This window comes from Pelatocladus sp. BLCC-F211, assembly GCF_041928655.1.
Taxonomy (GTDB): Bacteria; Cyanobacteriota; Cyanobacteriia; order Cyanobacteriales; family Nostocaceae; genus Pelatocladus.
Genome location: NZ_JBHFLM010000110.1, coordinates 1 through 18,717 on the forward strand (window position 1 = coordinate 1; position 18,717 = coordinate 18,717).

At 39.2% G+C, this 18,717-nt stretch carries 14 protein-coding genes; 3 read left to right on the forward strand and 11 right to left on the reverse strand.

Going from position 1 to position 18,717, the window contains the following annotated elements; genetic code table 11:
* Positions 1-437 precede the first annotated feature (437 nt).
* From ACE1AT_RS13260 to ACE1AT_RS13270, 3 genes are all read left to right on the forward strand, one after another.
* Complete coding sequence (locus ACE1AT_RS13260) at positions 438-1,736, forward strand: diguanylate cyclase domain-containing protein (RefSeq protein WP_374868991.1); 1,299 nt, start codon at positions 438-440, stop codon at positions 1,734-1,736.
* A gap of 109 nt (positions 1,737-1,845) precedes the next feature.
* Positions 1,846-3,141: an ABC transporter substrate-binding protein gene (locus ACE1AT_RS13265; protein WP_374868993.1), complete on the forward strand. Its 1,296-nt coding sequence runs from the start codon at positions 1,846-1,848 to the stop codon at positions 3,139-3,141.
* Between the two features lie 125 nt (positions 3,142-3,266).
* Complete coding sequence (locus ACE1AT_RS13270; protein WP_374868995.1) at positions 3,267-4,166, forward strand: carbohydrate ABC transporter permease; 900 nt, start codon at positions 3,267-3,269, stop codon at positions 4,164-4,166.
* A gap of 327 nt (positions 4,167-4,493) precedes the next feature.
* On the opposite strand, the gene ACE1AT_RS13275 is transcribed toward ACE1AT_RS13270, so the two are convergent.
* The 11 genes from ACE1AT_RS13275 to ACE1AT_RS13325 all read right to left on the reverse strand — a co-directional run bounded on the left by ACE1AT_RS13275 (position 4,494) and on the right by ACE1AT_RS13325 (position 18,708).
* The gene (locus ACE1AT_RS13275; protein ID WP_374868997.1) at positions 4,494-4,964 is read right to left on the reverse strand and encodes a DUF2141 domain-containing protein; all 471 of its coding nucleotides are present in this window, start codon (positions 4,962-4,964) and stop codon (positions 4,494-4,496) included.
* Positions 4,936-5,970 (reverse strand): NAD-dependent epimerase/dehydratase family protein, encoded by a 1,035-nt coding sequence (locus ACE1AT_RS13280; RefSeq protein WP_374868999.1) that lies wholly within the window; start codon positions 5,968-5,970, stop codon positions 4,936-4,938. The genes ACE1AT_RS13275 and ACE1AT_RS13280 overlap by 29 nt, the downstream gene beginning before the upstream one ends.
* 52 nt (positions 5,971-6,022) lie before the next feature.
* Complete coding sequence (locus ACE1AT_RS13285) at positions 6,023-7,411, reverse strand: condensation domain-containing protein (protein WP_374869001.1); 1,389 nt, start codon at positions 7,409-7,411, stop codon at positions 6,023-6,025.
* Between the two features lie 38 nt (positions 7,412-7,449).
* Positions 7,450-8,856, reverse strand: coding sequence for a condensation domain-containing protein (locus ACE1AT_RS13290; RefSeq protein WP_374869003.1), 1,407 nt, complete (start codon positions 8,854-8,856; stop codon positions 7,450-7,452).
* 47 nt (positions 8,857-8,903) lie between these two features.
* On the reverse strand, positions 8,904-10,775 hold the full coding sequence (locus ACE1AT_RS13295) for a hypothetical protein (protein WP_374869005.1): 1,872 nt from the start codon (positions 10,773-10,775) through the stop codon (positions 8,904-8,906).
* 373 nt (positions 10,776-11,148) lie between these two features.
* Positions 11,149-11,448: a phosphopantetheine-binding protein gene (locus ACE1AT_RS13300; RefSeq protein WP_374869007.1), complete on the reverse strand. Its 300-nt coding sequence runs from the start codon at positions 11,446-11,448 to the stop codon at positions 11,149-11,151.
* Between the two features lie 137 nt (positions 11,449-11,585).
* Positions 11,586-13,052, reverse strand: coding sequence for an NAD(P)/FAD-dependent oxidoreductase (locus ACE1AT_RS13305; RefSeq protein ID WP_374869009.1), 1,467 nt, complete (start codon positions 13,050-13,052; stop codon positions 11,586-11,588).
* Positions 13,053-13,178: 126 nt separating this feature from the next.
* Positions 13,179-14,411, reverse strand: coding sequence for a hypothetical protein (locus ACE1AT_RS13310; RefSeq protein WP_374869011.1), 1,233 nt, complete (start codon positions 14,409-14,411; stop codon positions 13,179-13,181).
* A gap of 80 nt (positions 14,412-14,491) precedes the next feature.
* Entirely contained in the window at positions 14,492-16,264 is a 1,773-nt protein-coding gene (locus ACE1AT_RS13315) for an SBBP repeat-containing protein (RefSeq protein WP_374869013.1), read from the reverse strand.
* A gap of 169 nt (positions 16,265-16,433) precedes the next feature.
* On the reverse strand, positions 16,434-17,585 hold the full coding sequence (locus ACE1AT_RS13320; RefSeq protein WP_374869015.1) for a beta-ketoacyl-ACP synthase III: 1,152 nt from the start codon (positions 17,583-17,585) through the stop codon (positions 16,434-16,436).
* Positions 17,586-17,790: 205 nt separating this feature from the next.
* The gene (locus ACE1AT_RS13325) at positions 17,791-18,708 is read right to left on the reverse strand and encodes a hypothetical protein (protein ID WP_374869017.1); all 918 of its coding nucleotides are present in this window, start codon (positions 18,706-18,708) and stop codon (positions 17,791-17,793) included.
* Between the last annotated feature and the right edge of the window lie 9 nt (positions 18,709-18,717).

Genomic DNA, 18,717 nt, shown 5'->3' on the forward strand with positions numbered 1-18,717 from the left:
ATCATGAAAAAACTAACCACATAGACGCGCTTTACTCGGCTACCTTTGGTAGGCGCGTTAGCGACAGGCGTGCAAGTAGACAGGGAGTGTCGAAGCGCAGGGTAGGACACAAAGGACACTAAGAAATAAGAGCTTGGGAGAATTATTGCGTAAGTCCTAATAGGATTGCTATATACTGCTAATACTTGTAAATTGTAATTTTCAAAAAGTTAATTACGCAACATTATATTAACTTGACAATAAACATATGTCCTTACTTCTTTTAGTCAATTAAAAATTAAAACAATGGTAATTTTATACACTAATAAAAATAATAATAACTATTTTAGTTAATTAAGACACAGTAATATAGGCAATTTAATATGATAGGATTACGGTCTTCCAAGCATATCTATCATCGATAATAAATTCGCTCCTATCGAACTGGTAATTTTAGCATGAACGCCCCAAAAATCCTAGTTATAGAGGACAAAGAAATCCTTGCTGTAGATATTAGAAATAGTTTAAATAAGCTAGGATATCATGTTCATAAAATAGCTAATTCTGTCAAAGAAGCTATACAGAATATTGCAGAAAGTAAACCAAACTTAGTATTAATTGATATTTGTTTAGTAGGAGAAATAGACGGTGTACCAGTAGTAGATATTATTCAAGATACTTTTAAAATTCCAGTATTATATCTAACAGACTGTTTAGATTATAAATCATTAAATAAAAATCAATTACAAGAGCCTTTTCGCTATATTGCTAAACCTTTTACTGAAAAAGATTTATATAATGCAGTTGAAATGGCTCTTTATAAAGATAAAATTCAAAAACAGTGGCAACGTGAAAATCAAAGACTACTGACGCTGATTAATAGTATGGGCTGTGCAGTAGTAACGACAGATATTAATGCTTGCATCCAAATGATGAATCCGGTAGCAGAAATACTTACTGGTTGGGAGCAAAAAGCAGCATTTGGAAAATATTTGGGAGAAGTTTTAAATTTAGTTGACAAAGACACTGGAGAAGAGATTGTTCACATTGCAACACAAGCAATGAAAGCAGGTGTAGTTTTGCAACTACCAGAAAACTGTATTCTCATAACTAGGAATGGAAGAAAAATTCCGATTGGGGATACTGTTTCACCGATTCGCGATAATGTGGGTGTGATTACAGGTGCTGTGATAGTTTTTCAAGATATTACTGAACGTAAGCAAAAAGAAGCACAACTAGTTCGCAATGCTTTCTATGATGGACTGACAGCACTACCTAACCGAGTATTATTTTTGGATAGGCTAAAACAAGCATCAGAACGTTGCAAAAGACGCCTAAATTATCATTTTGCCGTTTTGTTTTTAGATTTAGATAGCTTCAAAATCATTAACGATCGCTTTGGGCATGGAATGGGTGATGATTTATTAGTAGCGATCGCTCGACGTTTGGATTCTTGCTTGCGTAGTGGTGACACTGTTGCTAGATTTGGCGGTGATGAATTTGCAGTGTTGTTAGAGGATATTAAAGACGTTAGCGACGCTATCAATATTACTAAACGCATTCAAGAAACTTTAAGTTTACCTCTTCACCTCAATGGACATGAAATATCTACAACAGCTAGCATCGGGATTGCTTTAAGTAGCAATGGTTACGAAGAACCGACAAATCTATTGCGGGATGCGGATGTAGCAATGTACCGCGCTAAGGGAAAAGGAAAGGGCAATTATATTGTTTTCGATCATAATTTTACAGATTAATAAATAAGATTACGTTTTTTCTGAATTCTCTACTAATCACTTAACATTCTATTAAATTACCTGCTTTTTCAGACTAAAGTGGATATCTGACCGTCAGCCAGCAAAGCTAATGGTAAAAGTTCTCACAAAGTTTAAATGGTTAACAGTAATTTTTGTTTCGGTATTGTTGGGTGTCCTGTTTATATCTGTTCCTTCTGCTCAAACCCAACAGCCAGTAGTCCTCAATTTGTTGATGACAGCCCCTGATGCTCAACCTTGGAAAGAGGGGATCATCAAAGATTTTGAGAGTAAAAATCCTGGTATTCGCATTAATATTATTGAGGGACCAAACGCCACTAATTTACTTGAAGACCTGTATACATCGGCATTTATTTTAGGTGATTCTCCATACGACCTCATCAATATGGATGTGATTTGGACACCTAAATTTGCTGCGGCTGGGTGGCTGTTAGATTTAACAGATAAAGTTACACAATCAGAATTGACAGCATTCTCACTCAGAGATGTAGAAGGGGGACGTTACAAAAGTAGATTGTATAGAATTCCCATGCGGAGTGATGTGGGAATGCTGTATTATCGGGAAGATTTACTCAAGCAAGCGGGGTTTAATCCACCAGAAACTTTTACGGATTTAATCAAGATTTCCCAAACTTTAAAACAACAAGACAAGATAAATTGGGGATATGTTTGGCAAGGTCGCCAATATGAAGGTTTAGCGGCGATGTTTGTCGAAGTTCTCAAAGGTTTCGGGGGATTTTGGGTGAATCCTAACACGTTAGAAGTAGGATTAGATAGACCGGAAACCTTAAAAGCGATCGCTTTTCTTAAAGAGACAATTCAAACAGGGATTTCTCCGCCTGGTGTCACCACATACCAAGAAGAAGAAACTAGACGCATCTTTCAAAGTGGACAAGCGGCTTTTTTACGTAGCTGGCCTTATGTTTGGCCTTTAGCTAATGCCAAGGATTCCCCGATTAAAGGTAAAATAGCTATCAAACCAATGGTTAGCACCTCTGGTGAAAGTGGGGGAGCTTGTTTAGGTGGATGGGGTTTAGGAATTTCTAAAACCACCAAGCATCCCAAAGAAGCTTGGACAGCAATTCAATACTTTACTAGTGAAGAAGCACAGCGTCGATTTATTCTCAAAGCTGGTTTTGTACCCAGCAGACGTTCACTATTTACAGATCCGCAAATTGTCGCCACCTACCCCCACTATCCCCAATTACTAGAAGTAGTAGAACAAGCCGTTTTGCGTCCACCCATCGCCCAATATGCTCAAACCTCAGATATTTTACAACGTTACCTGAGTGCAGCATTAACAAATCGCATGTCACCGGAAGCAGCCATGAAAGCAGCAGCACAGGAGACGAGGCGGTTGTTGGGGAACAAAACAATTAAAAATTAAAAATTAAAAATTAAAAATTAAAAATTAAAAATTGGGAAGAAAGGGAAATAGCTTTGAGAGATGTAGAGAATAACTATTGACCATTGACCATTGACAATTGACCAATGACAAATGACCATTGACCAATGACCAATTTAAGTAAAATCCGTAGTCGAGAACAGAGAACAGCGTGGCTTTTTTTATTGCCTGCGCTGCTGTTGTTGTTGTTAGTATTTGGTTATCCGATTCTGCGGGCTTTTTGGTTGAGTTTGTTTGCTAAGAATTTGGGAACTCAGCTAGAGGCTAATTTTGCTGGTTTGGATAATTATGTGCGGATGGCTGGAGATGGGCGTTTTTGGCAAAGTTTCTGGATTTCATCTGTATTTACAACTGCATCGGTGATTTTTGAATTGCTGTTAGGGTTGGGAATTGCTTTGGTTCTCAATCAACGATTTTTTGGACGAGGTGCGATACGGACGATCGCGATCATACCTTGGGCTTTACCCACTGCTTTGATTGGTTTGGCGTGGGCGTGGATTTTTAATGATCAATTTGGGGTGGTAAATGATATCTTGCTGAGGTTGGGTGTGATTCAAACTGGTATAAATTGGCTGGGAGAACCAACTCTAGCAATGGTTGCAGTCGTGTTTGCAGATGTATGGAAGACTACGCCATTTATTAGTATTTTGTTGCTGGCTGGTTTGCAGTCAATTTCCTCAGATTTGTACGAAGCCCATGCAATTGATGGGGCTACGCCTTGGCAAAGTTTTTATAAAATTACCTTACCACTGTTGATGCCACAAATTTTGATCGCGATGTTGTTTCGCTTTGCCCAAGCTTTCGGGATTTTTGATTTAATTGCTGTGATGACGGGCGGTGGGCCTGGTGGCGCGACGGAAGTTGTATCTTTGTATATCTACTCGACAATCATGCGGTATTTAGATTTCGGTTATGGAGCGGCGCTGGTAGTGGTGACATTTGTATTATTGATTGCAGCTGTCGCGATCGCAAGTTGGTTGTTGAAAAAATCTCGTTTAACGGTGTAGGGGAAGGGGGATCGGGGATCGGGGATCTATTGGCGGATTACTAGATTTTTGATTAAAAGTAAAAAAAAAGCCAGTGTGAAAAATAGCACTGGCGGGAATGAATCCAAGAGCACAAGGTTCGCTGAGCTATAACTAAGAATTCCAGAAAATCATGATTTTTTAAAGGTATATGCAACTTTCATGCAACATGTATACATATTTGTCCTTGGTGCGATGGTTCAGATACACTTTTGGCTGTGGCGGTTAACTCACTACAGCATCAATCGGTAGCTTGTATAGAAGCTACTATGGGCTGATCGCGATCGCAGCACAGTCCAACTTGATCTTTTATGGATCAAGCGAATATTTCATCGCAATCCTAATAGTTGCATTCTTCCTCAGCGGGAAACTTGAGTCTTTAAAATTTGGTATACCAGTTTTGACTGATATTGTTGGATTATTGGAAACACCAAAACCCTCTTGTGGAATACCTAACAAGTCTCTGTTTAGTGTGTAATCTCCATTTTGATCATCTACTGCGGCAACAGCATAAGTTCCAGGCTTTAATCCGTAGAATTCCTTTTTGATAGAATTTCCCTGAATCTGAACGCAACCACTTTGTACTTCACTAGCATCACTCAGAGGAAATCCTTGTTCATTATTATAAATTCTCAGGCAAATTTGCCCATTTTGATGACGGATTCCATTGACTACAACAGTTAAGTTAATAGTAGAATTTTGACTTGCTGTAGCCAAGCCCAAGATGACAAAATTAGAGACTAAAAACAGATTAAATAGAGTAATTTTTTGTATGATCATATGTTTGCAATAATTTATGAATATCTGTTATTTGCAGCCATTCCTGGGTGCGTCGCATTCCCTCTTCTAGGTCAATTTTTGCTTCAAAATTTAACATCTTTTGAGCTTTGGAAATAGAATAAGCATAGGGACGAGAGAGAAAATCCATAGTTTCTGGTAGCAGATCGGGTTTTTTCCGAAAAAGTTTTTGTCCCTGTTCGCGTACCCGCAGAAATAATTTGGCTTCATCTTTTGATAAAGAAATAGGCACGGATAAACCTGCGATTTCAGCTAAATTAGTAAAATATTTTTTCCAAGAAGTATTTTTCCCATCAGTGATATTAAAAATTTCTCCGTATGCTTCTTTTTCCATAGCAAGAAAGATGGCATCAATCAGGTTATCAATGTATAAATGGTTGATAACACCTTGTCCATCGTTAATCAATGCGAATAATTTTCGCTGCATCATCACTATTGGTCGGACTATCCAGGGAATACTTCCTGGGCCATAAACATCTCCTGGTCTAATAATGATGATTCCAAAACCTGGTGGAGTATCCAGTTCTAAGAGTGCTGCTTCGGCTTCTATTTTTGTCTGACAGAAAGGATTATTCTCACCACGCAGTGGCCCCTCTTCCGTAACGCCATCGGGATAGTTGAAACCGTAAACCATCGCACTGGAGAGATGAGTAAAGGTTTTGACACCGGCATTTTTAGCAGCTTTAGCCATATTCACCGTTCCACCCACATTGACCTCACGAAAATGCTTGATTTGTCCAGTTTCTTGGACAATACCAGCCGTATGCAAAACGATGTCTACTCCCTGACAAGCTTTATGAGCAGTCGCAGGATCGGTAACACTACCAACTATTACCTCAGCACCTAGTTGTTGTGCTTTTTTGACTTTCTCTGCGGAACGTCCTAGTCCCCGGACTTTCATCCCTCGCGCTATGGCTAGTTCAGTAGTCCGCAAGCCAATAAATCCACCAATTCCTGAAATGAGAAGTGTTTGTCCAAAGAGGTTCATAAGAAAGTGGGTGTAGGGGTGAAACTTGTTTGATTGAGACTGCTTTCTGCCTTCATGAATGAGGGCGTCTAGGAACTCGACGAACAATACTCAAAGCAGGATATCGGGGAAGGGCAATCATTTGATCAGCAAAAGTAAATTTTTTATTTTTACAAGCTTCAACAATACAGGCGACAACATTATCGGCGAGAATTTCTGCTGTTTCCTGACTAATTGCAGGCTCAGAAAACATGAAATTCAAATACATTTTTTCTTCAAAAGTCAGAACCGCAACACACAATCCTCTAAATGCTGCATTAGAAGTCACAAAGCTGATTTCTTCAAGTTCAAATACACCATACTCTGAACGAATATTGATTCTACCTATATTTGTGACACCAACTGTGGAAAATACTTGATGAGGGTAAGCGAGAAGAAATTTAATCAACAGCTTGGTTAATAAGGGCAAACAGAAGATGCGATCGCTTGACAAAGTCTCTTGCATTTGTTGTCTTCTGTTGCGAGCTAAATTCCAGAAGCGTGTATTTGATTTTAAGGTATGACAGGAAATATCACCGGAAACCAACACACCCAAATGTTCATCACTGACTGGTGGTTTGAGTCGGTGACGCAAATTGATTGGAGACCAACAGCTAACACTCAAATCTGTTTTTTGATCAGCACTGATTTTTTTACCTGCTGCAAACAACATCGCTGCACACAAAGCAGCGTGTACCGTTGTCCTATTCTTTCTACAAACATTTATTAACTTTGTGGTTTGCTCCTCGTTGAGCTTTCTGTGAACAATACCAGTACGGCGTGATTCAATTGGTGCGAATTTTTCAAAGTTTAAGGTTTGTGGTCGGTAGCGAATATCCCTTAATAAAAGTCTAAATATGCCTAAAAAGAGATTTAACCAACCTTTCCATCCCTGCATTGAGTTTGGTAAGAGTTTTTTAATTGGTGGTAATGCAGGCAAGCTGATAACTTCTATTGGTTCTAAAGAAATGAGTTTTTGGCAATATCTCAAAAGGTCTGAATGCAATTGCATACATGATAAACCGTCTGCGATCGCATGATGTATTGTTGTGATCACATAATTGACGTTGCTCTCATTTTTCAGACTCACAAAGACAACTCGCATTAAACTTTTGTCACTCTCAATTTTTTGATTGAGTTCTTCTTGAACAACTTCTCGCCACTGTTGTGAGTGCAGTTTTGTCACAACACGTAAAGGAATCTCGATGTCTCCAGTTTCAAAGCGTAAATTATTTAATCTACCGATAATCCGCGATTTCAGACGAGGATGACGTGCCTGTAACAACTCAAGAGCTTGTCTAACAATTTCTTTGCTGAAGATTCCATTAATTCGACAAATCGTAATTATGTGGTATGTTGTAGCACGACGATTCAAAATCTCCATCGCTTGCTCGTAAGGAGAAAGTTTCCTGTCATAGAGCATAATTACCTTTTCAAATAAGTTTTTAAACGGACATGATATTACTGATAGCGTCCAGAGCCTCGACGAACAACACTCAAAGCAGTAGGAGCAGTAGAGGGTAGCTGAGGCGGAGGAAGTACAAAAATTTGATCGGAAAAAGTGAATTTTGCGTTGTTGCAAGCCTCAACAATACAAGCAAGGACATTATCGGCGATAACTTCTGCTGTTTCCTGACTAATTGCAGGCTCAGAAAACATGAAATTCAAAACCATTTTTTCTTCAAAAGTGAGAACAGCAACACACAAACCCCCAAATGCTCCCCATGCAGGAACGAAGCTAATTTCTTCAAGTTTAAATACACCATAATCCGCAGGAATGTTCACTCTACCTATATTTGTGACACCCACTGTGGCAAACATTTGGCGAGGAAATGTGATCAGAAAATCGGTTAACGGCTCAATTAATAAAGCTGAACAAAAGACCCGATCACCTTTTGTACTTGCTTCCATCTGTTGTTTTCTGTTGCGAGCTAAATCCCAAAAGCCTGTATTTATCTTTAAGGTATGACAGGAAATATCACCGGAAACCAACACACCTAAATGTTCATCACTAACTTTTGGATTGAGTCGGTTACGCAGATTGACGCTTGACCAACAGCTAACACCAACATTTGTTTTTTTGCCAGCATTGATTTTTCTCCCTGCTGCAAACAACATCGCCGTACACAAAGCAGAGTGTACTGTTGTTTTATTCTTTCTACAAACATTGATTAACTGTGTGGTTTGCTCTTTGTTAAGCTTTCTGTGGACAATACCAGTACGGCGTGATTCGATGGGTGCAAATTTTTCAAACTTTAAGGTTTTTGGTCGGTATCGAATATCTCTGACCACATGTCTAAATACGGTCAAGAAAATATTTAACGCACCTTTCCATCCCTGCATTGATTTTGGTAGAAGTTTTTTAATCGGTGGTAGTGCAGGTAAGCTGACGACTTCTATTGGTTCAAAAGATATGATTTTTTGGCAATATTGCAAAAGTTCTGAATGCAGTTGTATACATGACAAGCCGTCTGCGATCGCATGATGTATTGTTGTAATCAAATAATTGACCTTGCTGTCATTTTTGAGATGAACAAGGACAACTCGCATTAAACTTTTGTCACTCGCAATTTTGTGATTGAGTTCTTCCCAAACAACTTCCTGTGACTGTTGTGAGTGCAGCTTTTTAACTACACGTAAAGGAATCTGGATATCTCCAGTTTCAAAACGCAAACTATCTAACTTATCGACAATCCGAGAGTTAAGCCGAGGATGACGTAGCTGTAGTAATTCCAAAGCTTGTCTGATGGTTTCTTCATCGAGGAGTCCGTTGATGCGACAAATCGTGACTATATTGTAGGCGCTAGCACGACGATTCACAATTTCTATAACTTGCTCCAAAGGAGAAAGTTCTCTGTCGTAGAGCATAAGTTGTATGTATTGTATTTCATGTTTTGTACTCAGTCTCATTCAATTTAGCGATCGCTCACTTTTGCCTTCAAAGAAGCAAAATGTTTTCCACCAAGTTCAATTTGATTTTGTTGACACCCAATCTTCAATCTTTCTACTAGATATTCCAAATCATGAGCTATAAAATTTGTGCCATGATCTGGTTCTACCAAACTTACTAAAGCTGTATTTTCTACCTCTTGATTTGCCAAGCTAGAAATACCCAGAAAATTTAGTACTCCTGATTCATAAGTTCCACAAGGAACTGAAGGGTTATTTACTCCAACATAATATTCATTTGCTTGAAACCAGTCAGATGCTGGGTAGCCGTGAAAATGAACGATTGGCGCACCATTTTTAATAATTTCTGGTGTATATAAGGCAGCAGATAAACTAATAGCAAGCATGACATAGATATCATAAGAAGGTTTGATATCTACTAATTCTGGATGAATACTCTGTGGTAATTGCAAAAATAACTTTTCTTTCAAACCAATCCGAATAATATCGCTTTCAAGTTTTAAATCGGTTTTGTTTGAGCCGGAACGAGAACTGACAAGCCAAATATCTGGAATCTGTTTAAATCTATATTCTCCTTTGATCTTGGTTTTGATGTAATATCTACCTTTGTCATTCTGACGAAATTCATCACTACTAAATCCCGCAACTGATAATAGATTTTGCCACTCATTTTCAGTTATTTCTGGTTGACCAACATATTGCGGAGGTTCAGCATAAGCAACAAAACCATAAGAGACACCCGTCCTCCCATTCACAATGACGTTAACAATATCTCTATGAGATTTTCTTTTAATAACTTCACACAGTTTAAAGCCTGGTGGAAATAAACCTGTTGATGCCAGATCATTCCCTAATTTTACCAGTTTTGCAGCATAGCTAGATTCATGAGGATTATACTGTCCTAAAGTAAATCGACTCAGTAAAAGTGGATATATTGGTACAAAAACTTTAGGCACTAATGAGTTTAAAACAAAGTGTCCCATCTCATTTTTAGGAAACACAGAATCAGAAAGATTCATATTTAAAATTGAAATTTTTTCATGAGATACTCCAATTACCATCTCTGAAAATGTTCTGATGAGAGTGTTTAAGCCAATATTGATTTTTTCTTGATAAGAAATTACAGGATTTGTAAACTCTTTATCTATTTCTGTTAAGGTAATTACTTGAGTGTTAGTAGGATCTTCAATATATTTTGCTACATGGTCTTCAGCCCAACTACTCAATTTTGCTATTCTAGAAACAGAAATTTCTCGATCTTTCAAGATAAAGCGAGAATACATTTGATACAAAGTCTCTGCTGCCAAAACACCCAACTTTCGGATATAACCAGGAGATTTTTCCACATCAATTACTGCATCTATTTCCGATTTGACACTCCTGATTTTGAAGCGTTTATTTAATTTGCTTATTGGCAAAGTAATTTCATAACTTAATTCGATTGTTGCTTCTTGCCAAGGTAAAACTTTTACTCCATACTCCTTGAGTTTCGCTGCCAATTCTTCTTGGAATTTAATAACTTCTAGCTGATTGTAATTTTTCGATAATGGTCTAAATGTAATTGTTAGCTTTTGAGCCATAACTTTCGGATCAATCACTGGTGGTTTATATTCCACACTTGATTCTTCAATAAATCCTCCAATTAAACGACCAATAGTTTGTAAACTCAGTCCAATACTTAAGGGAACAAAAGCAGCTTTGAGAGCTACATCTCTATCGCGTAGCAAGGTCAAAATCTCAGTTTTATGAGCAGTTAGTTCCGCCTGTATTTCTGGTGTCATTACCCCCTTGGGAGAACGAAGATTTAGTTTATTATTGTTAACCCACAAGTCAATACCGTTTTGAGTCAGGTTTTCTAAAAGTTCATGTACGTTCATAGTTTTTTATCTCTCATTATGATAGTGTTTATGCGGCTTCAGAAATAAATTTTCTAGTAAAAAATTAACTAGTAGACAAATACAGTTAGCTAAAAATGAAATTGATATAGGAATCCGGTTTGATTTATGAACTTACTCGTGAAGACCGGGAACTCTTAACGGGGAACTCTTAACAGAAAGTGTACTGAGTTTTTTAAGCGCAGAGCGCAGGCTACGCCAACAAAAATCAAATATGAGTCCTATATGAAGAATTGAGGATATTACGAATGGGAATTGAATTTTGACTAGCAAGTTTAGATTTTAGATTGAAATTAATCTAAAATCCAAAATTCAAAATCCAAAATTAATTGACTTCCCAAAGGGTAGGTTATTTTCAAATCTCAAATGATTCAGAATCTACTAATTCTTCTGCTAAACGCTTGCTTAACGCTTCAATAGTGGGATAATGCCACAACAGAATTAGAGACATCTTAAATCCAAACAATTTCTCTGCTCTACTGGTAATAACCATCCCCTGTACTGAATCTAAGCCGTAACTGTCTAAAGGTTCTCGGATATCTATTTCATCTGGTTCAACACCCAGCATCTCAGAAATGTTAGAGACTAGCCAGGCTTGTATTTCTTCTGCTGTGTAAGACTGTTTAGCACTTGAATTAATCACAGACTGACTCATATTTATACCTGTGAAATCAAAGGAATTTGAACAATACTGAAAATAGCGTTAGTTGTGAAGTAAGGTTGTTCAAGTAATAGTGTCTACACACCAATGTATATAGGACTAGATTGAGAGAAATTTAGTCAAGTTTCTGCCTAATCACCTGAAACCATCGATTGCTCTGGATGATTGAGGTCATGGGCTGGAGTGGTTGATAGAACTGGATTGCTAACATTTTCATTTCTCAAGGATTCTACGGTTTTTGCGATCGCCTGTGGTGATTCTGAGTAGAACTCAGGATGGGTATTCCAAGCTGACATACCCAAAAACTTTTCACACACCCTACCAATCCCGATCAGAAGAATGCAGAACACCCAAGAACAATAAAGTACCAAATGAAACTCTTCGTAATACCCACTACCCCAGGCAACTAAGCGCCGTAATAGTGGATTGTTCCAGTGGTTGCTGTACTTGCCAGTCAGTTTAACAAGAATCTCCATGGAAACTCGATATTTCAGCATCTTGTACATGAGGCCCATCGTTGTGGAAACATGGAAATGCTCCTTCTGACTCCACTTTTGGTAGTGTTGAAAAACTTTCCTGTCTCGATTGTTCTTCAAATACCCATCAATAGCATCTGCTGCTTTTTCTGCCGAACGAAAGGCGAGGTGTACCCCAGACGAGAAAAGAGGATCAACAAAGAAATTAGCATCTCCCACAAGAATCCAGCCATTACCCACAGACTGTTTTGAGGCGTAGGATAGATTGTGCAACATTCGGACTTTGGAAAATTGTTCGGCCTGCTCAAACCGCTCTTGGATAAACTTATACTGATTAATATAAGTGAGTAGAATTTCTTCTGGGCTTTTCTGCTTCCACCAACTTGTTCCTGGCTCATTCATTACTACTCCAACACTCATGATGTCTGATGCAAGTGGAATGAACCAGATCCAACCGTTTTCAATTACATAGCCGTTGAAGTAGCCTTGCTGAATACCAGAAGCACGGGTGACATGCTTGAAGTGTCCGAACACAGCCGAGGTTTTGATCGTTTTGTTCGGAATTAGGAATTTGCGGCTTCTAGTTATTAAGCCGTATCGACCTGAGCAATCAGCTATACATTTGGCTTTGGTGATGTATTCAATATTATCTTTACTTTTCCAACGGATTCCAGTTGCTTCGTCACCTTCCCAAAGGACTTCTTTAACCACTGCCTCCTCAAAAACTGTGGCTCCCTCTTTCCGAGCATGGTTAAGCAGAAACAGGTCAAACTCACTTCGCTCTACTTGATATGCATAAGGGCGCTGTTGCAGCTTTTGCCTGGGAAATTTATAAAATTCTTGTCTGCTGTACTCGTATTCAGACTGCTGTGGATTCAGCCCAATCCGAATTTCTGTACCATATTTAAATGTGTTACCAAGATGCTGTAGTGGTTCAGCAATTCCTAACTTTTCCCAGATTAGCTGGGTTGCAGGTAACAGAGACTCCCCTACATGAAAACGGGGAAATTTTTCGCGTTCGAGTACTAAAACCTGATATTTTTTCCGAACCAGTAAAGTAGCTAAGGTGGAGCCAGCAGGGCCGCCTCCAATCACAACAACGTCATAGTAACTGTGATTCATGAAATTGATCAACTTAAATTCAATATTTAAATCTAATGAATTCTATTGGATTCCTATTTAATTTTTGAAAAAAACTCAGTACACTTCCTGTTAAGAGTTCCCGGTCTTCACGAGTAAGTTCATGAATCAAGTCGGATTACTATTCTCACAGGCGACAGACTTGGAGAACTTATGAAAGAATTTAGTGTTATTTTGGACAGCCTTGCTAATCGAGGCTCCTGTAGCCATAACACGCATTTCACGATTGATAGGCCATGTGTAGTCTAGTTTATCGAAAAACCTGCACAGTTCTGAAATAAGACGTTGGTGATACTTTAAATTCAAATGTAAACCTTCATGCTCGTGACAGAAGCATCTCTCTATCCAAGAGAGTGCTTCTTGGGTAGACATACCAAATAGAGGAGACCTTAGTATCTTGTAGACTAGGGGTATAACAAAGAGTTGATCTGGAGAAAAGCTTGCAACTGCCCCAGCAGAAAGCCCATTCAGAATCGTAAGTTGCATCATGTAGATTGAAAAATTAGCCATGAATTTCTCGTAGGCTGTTGGCTTCGGGAAGTCCTTGTACAATTCTTGAGCGATCAACAGCGAAGTTGTAGTGTGAAAAGATTCATCCAAGAAATGGTAGTGGGAGACAGCCGTCGGAGATGGGATAAACTCACCTTTCTTTTCTAACTCCTTGAAATACTGAGAACGACTGTGTTCTGTGAGCTTGAGAATCATATTGGCGATGAAGCGCAAGGCATAGTACTGGGATGCCAAGAAAGGTGTGCTTCCCCAGTTAAAGCCGAATAACTGCCGTATAGGTCCAGGCGACAAACGCCCAACTAGACCCTTTTGAATCACCTGAGACTCATTCCCTGTGAGGGGATTACCAAATATTACCTTACCTAGCAGGGCCATCTCCGTCAAGTTACCAATCGTGCGAAAAGCATGAATGTGGTAACGTTCTTGTGAAGTTTCTACATCCAGTTCATGACAGAGGGTTTCGTAACCACCTATGTTGTAAAAAACACTACCTGTTATTTGATTGTAAAGAGCTGTATTAGCTTCGCTAGCAGCAGTAAGATTGTAACCTCCAACCCAAAATAGATGATTAAGAGCAATCTTTTGCGAGGGAGAAGCTGCATCGTAAAGTGGAGTGCCATAGAGAATTGAAAACTCAGGATCACTCCAATAATGATCTCTGTGGCTGTTGTAATCAAAATTTTGATCCAACTCGGTTATTTTCTCAGTATAGTTGGACTCCCTGTTACGCCGATAGTTGATTTCGGTGGCTTTTAAATGCTTCTTGACCTGTATATCAGATTTAATCTGGTGTTGTTTTTTTGTCTTTAACTCTTCAGTGTTATCTATCATGTGTCCCTCTTTATGGATTCTGTAAAATCAAAGATTTGATCTGTGAAGAAGCTTGTAAAACAATATCTAAATAACTGCTTTTAAGTACCACTAAAATCTTGTAAAGTACCTGACTCGGAATCGAGCTTGGCTATCCAGCTATCCACAGACCCAGCATTAATAGCTCCCAAGGAACCCTCAGTAGTTCCTGTCACAAACACATTACCAAACTTGTCTAATGTAATACTGGTAGCGGCATCAGACTTGGATGTTCCAAACTGTTGAATCCGCAACTGATTGCCGTCACTGTCGTACTTAGCAACCCAGGCATCATTAGAGCCGGCATTGCTTCCTTCCAAGTTTTTGTCGGTATATCCCACTAGAAAAATATTGCCATTTGAATCGACCTTCATGCCCGAAGATGCATCATCACCGCCAGTACCAAACTGTTTTATCCACAGTCGATTACCATCGCTGTCATACTTGCTAATCCAAACATCATCAGACCCAGCATTCTTTCCTCCCAAGTTACCTAAAGTCCATCCTGTCATGTAGACATTGCCTTGACTGTCTGTGTCAATTGCCTTTGGGAATTCAAAATCCTTAGTGCCAAACTGTTTAGTCCACTCCAACTGACCATCATTGTTGTCATTCTTGGCAATCCAGACATCATATTGCCCAGCATTCTTTCCTCCCAAGTCACCCAGAGTCCAGCCTGTAGAATAAACACTGCCGTCATTACTGACGGTAACAGCGTAAGCTTCATCAAAAGCGGAACTCCCAAACTCTTGAAACCACTGCTGATTGCCATTGCTATCATACTTAGTTACCCAGACATCATCCGCGAAGACATTCGGCTCGAAAAAAAGTCCTTCCTGTTGTTGCTCAATAGTGAATCCTGTGAGGTAAACACTGCCATCGTCATCAACTTTCATGCTGAAGGAGGCATCAATCAGTTCAGTCCCAAACTGTTGAATCCACTGCTGATTACCATTGCTGTCATACTTGCCCACCCAGACATCATAATTTCCTTCTCCTTGATTGGCTCCCCCAAAATCGCCTTTCGATATTCCTGCTAGATAGAAGTTACCTTTGTTGTCAGTGGCGATGCTAGTAGCTAAGTCAGCACTGGCAGTACCAAACTGTTGAAACCACTGCTGATTGCCATCGCTATCATACTTACCCACCAAGACATCATTAGACCCCGCATTATCTTTTCTCAACGAGCCGCTAGTCCCTCCTGCTACATATAAATTACCAAAGGGATCTGTGGCTGAACTTGTAAGTATGTCAAAATCGGCAGTCCCCAATTGCTGAGTCTTATTTTGTACTGGTCCAGGTGGTGGGGTGTAGCCCTCATACTGGAAGTAATCTCCCTCAAGACTCAAATGATGAATCCCAGGTAAAACGGCTACAAGGTCAGGTACAGTTCCCTGCTTCCAAAATATTGCTGTTCCTACGGGAGATTTGACCAAGTGATAGTCTTCTGATGTGCCATGTAGCTGAATGACATCCTGCCAGGGGTTGAAGTCTAAAATTGAAGCAAATTGCTTTAAACCAAAATCAAGTCCTTTAGCGTCGGTATAATATGGCTGTTTCCAATCACCAAGAACAAATCTGTCGCCCCAGTGAAGCTGACTACCCTGTAGCGCTGCCATTAAGTCTGCATCACCCAGGATAATATCAATTTGCGGTTGAGCGAAATGATCATCACCAGGTTTCAAACCCACAAAAGTATCATTTCCAGAGCGACCCCACATAAGTTCACTGTTTTCGCTCCTGAAAAGTAAGTCGCTACCGGGTGTGCTGACATTAAATACCCTTAAAAAGTTGGCATTGATATCACTTTCCAATTTGCTCAATAGATTTTCCATCTGAATTAAACCTGGAGCTTACTTCAATCTCTGAAGAAACAAGGCAGAAGGCAAGAGGGTTTGACTTGTTTTTTTCATTCATAACGGGTGGCGCAAACATTCACCGCGTCCCCACGCCGTCTTCACCCGTCAATATTGGGTTGGTTTAGTAGTAGCTATGCACCACACATTAAACCACTGTCAAAAGCATATAGGCGTATAAAAATCTAGCACTTTCGGGAATCAAGCAAAATATTTTATCACCTGGTTCTAATTTTCCTGATGACATTAATTCTTCTAACATAACAAAGATAGAGGCAGAACCTGTATTACCTTTGTAGGTTAGGTTAGTAAACCATTTATCAAACGGAATCTCAAATCCAATTCCCACCAATTCATCGTAAAGTGGCTGCTTGAAATGTTCTGATGAGTAGTGAGGCAAATACCAAGTGATATCATCGACTTTTAGGTTATGTTTATCTCGCACTTGTGCAAAGCCTTTTTGAATTCCATAGGGAACTACATTTTCCCCTAGCAATTTTGCATCCTGCTTTAAGGCAAAATAACTCTCTTTCCATACTTGTTCTGGATTTTCGACTTCCCGCCACCCTTGTAAAGAACCATCGGCTTTCTTTACACCTCCCGCATACATACAAGTCTCCAGCTCATTAGCAAAAGAGATGATATCAACCCAATCTATTCTGAGTGAAATACCATTTTGACGAGGAGTATCCGTTATCAACACTGCTGCTGCGGCATCGGAAAGCATCCACCTCAAAAAATCCTTCTCAAAAGCTATGATCGGTTTTGCTGCCAAATCTTGAATTTTTGCTTCTATTTCTGGTTGAAAGTACATCCCCTTAAATGCAGTTGATGCAACTTCTGATCCTGTTGTTACAGCATTTTTGCTCCAACCAGAAGATACGTTCATGTATCCATACTTGAATGCAGTCATCCCTGAGCAGCAAACACCACTTGTGGCTACAACCTCACAGGGAGGACATCCAAGCTCTCCATGTACCATAAGAGCATGGTTAGGAATAATCTGATCTGGAGAAGATGTACCACAGACCAAACACTCTATTTCTTCTAAGAAAAGATTAGTGTTTTTTGTAAGAACACGTACTGCTTGGGCTGTTAATTGTGCATTAGTATGGGTTTGCTTGCCAGTTTTTGGATCTATTGCATAATATCTAGATTTGATACCGTTGTTTTTGAGAATTCGATTTTTAGATCGAGAAGGCTTTCCGTTAACTAACCCAAGAACATTTTCAATCTCCTCATTATTTACTGGTTCATTAGGTAGAAAAACTCCTAGACCTGTAATGTATGCTGAATTCATAATCTTCTCCAAAGAACTTAGCAAAACGTCATTCGATTTTAGATTTTGGACTTCGCCGTGAGCGCTCAGTCGAACGATTTTGGATTGACTCCACAGCCCCTTCCCCTAACCCCCAATTTGGGGGAATAGGGGCTTGTACCATCAAAGAAGTATTGGTCAAATTTATAAAGGTGTTTCCCTGAAAGCAATTAGTTACTGTTAACTTCTAACCCACACCAGATGGGGATTTTAGAAGCTCAACATAAGACGTTATTTTTTTATGAATCAGTGGAGCAAATAGAAATTGAACAACAGTGGAAACTATAAGGACAATTGGAATAGCAAATATAAGCTGAAGCGCAAAAATACAGATAATTGGTATTCTCCTCCAGCTTCCCTGCTTACCAAAAAAACGAGCTATCTTAGCCCATGGTCGATATAGTATCCGCCCAATTAATTCCGGAATCACATAGCGTTTATTTACTTCAATAGCTCCAAGTCCTTTAAGCATTGGCTGATGAGAATAATCACTTAACGCCTCGATATTGTTGGCTAAACGCTTGCCAAATCTTGATAGTGCATAGATATCTTCATCTATAACCCCCGCAGCAGGTAATACTCCCAAAAATCTGTTTTTTTTCCCAGTCAACAGTAACCGGGGAGTGGTAATGAAGGTAGCTAAAGGTGGCCCTTGATGAGTCAAAACTACATTGTCGATATGAATACCTCCAACTTCAGCAATCATTCTCTTCATCATTTCTGAGGCGGAGTGCCACATATTTCGACAAACTATTAAAGTGATAACTTTTGTATCCTTCAAAACTTTTGCATACTTGGATTTTAAAAATCCCTGAATTGGTAAAGATGGTGCCAAAAACCAAACTTGATAAGCAAGAATAACCAAATCGAACTTCTCATCTTGAGCAAATTTCGGTGGAGAGATAGCCGGAGGCTCTTCGTTCACACATTCCGGAAAAACATCAAAAAACTTATATAAATTCCAAGGAGAAGGATAATTATCTCTTGGTTTAATACACTCCCAGGTAAGCTCGACTTCTGGTATCTTGAGATATTTGGTAAAAGATTCGGCTGCGCGAGTCACATCCCCCGATTGTGAGTAATAAACAACCAATATACGTTTCATAACTTTGAT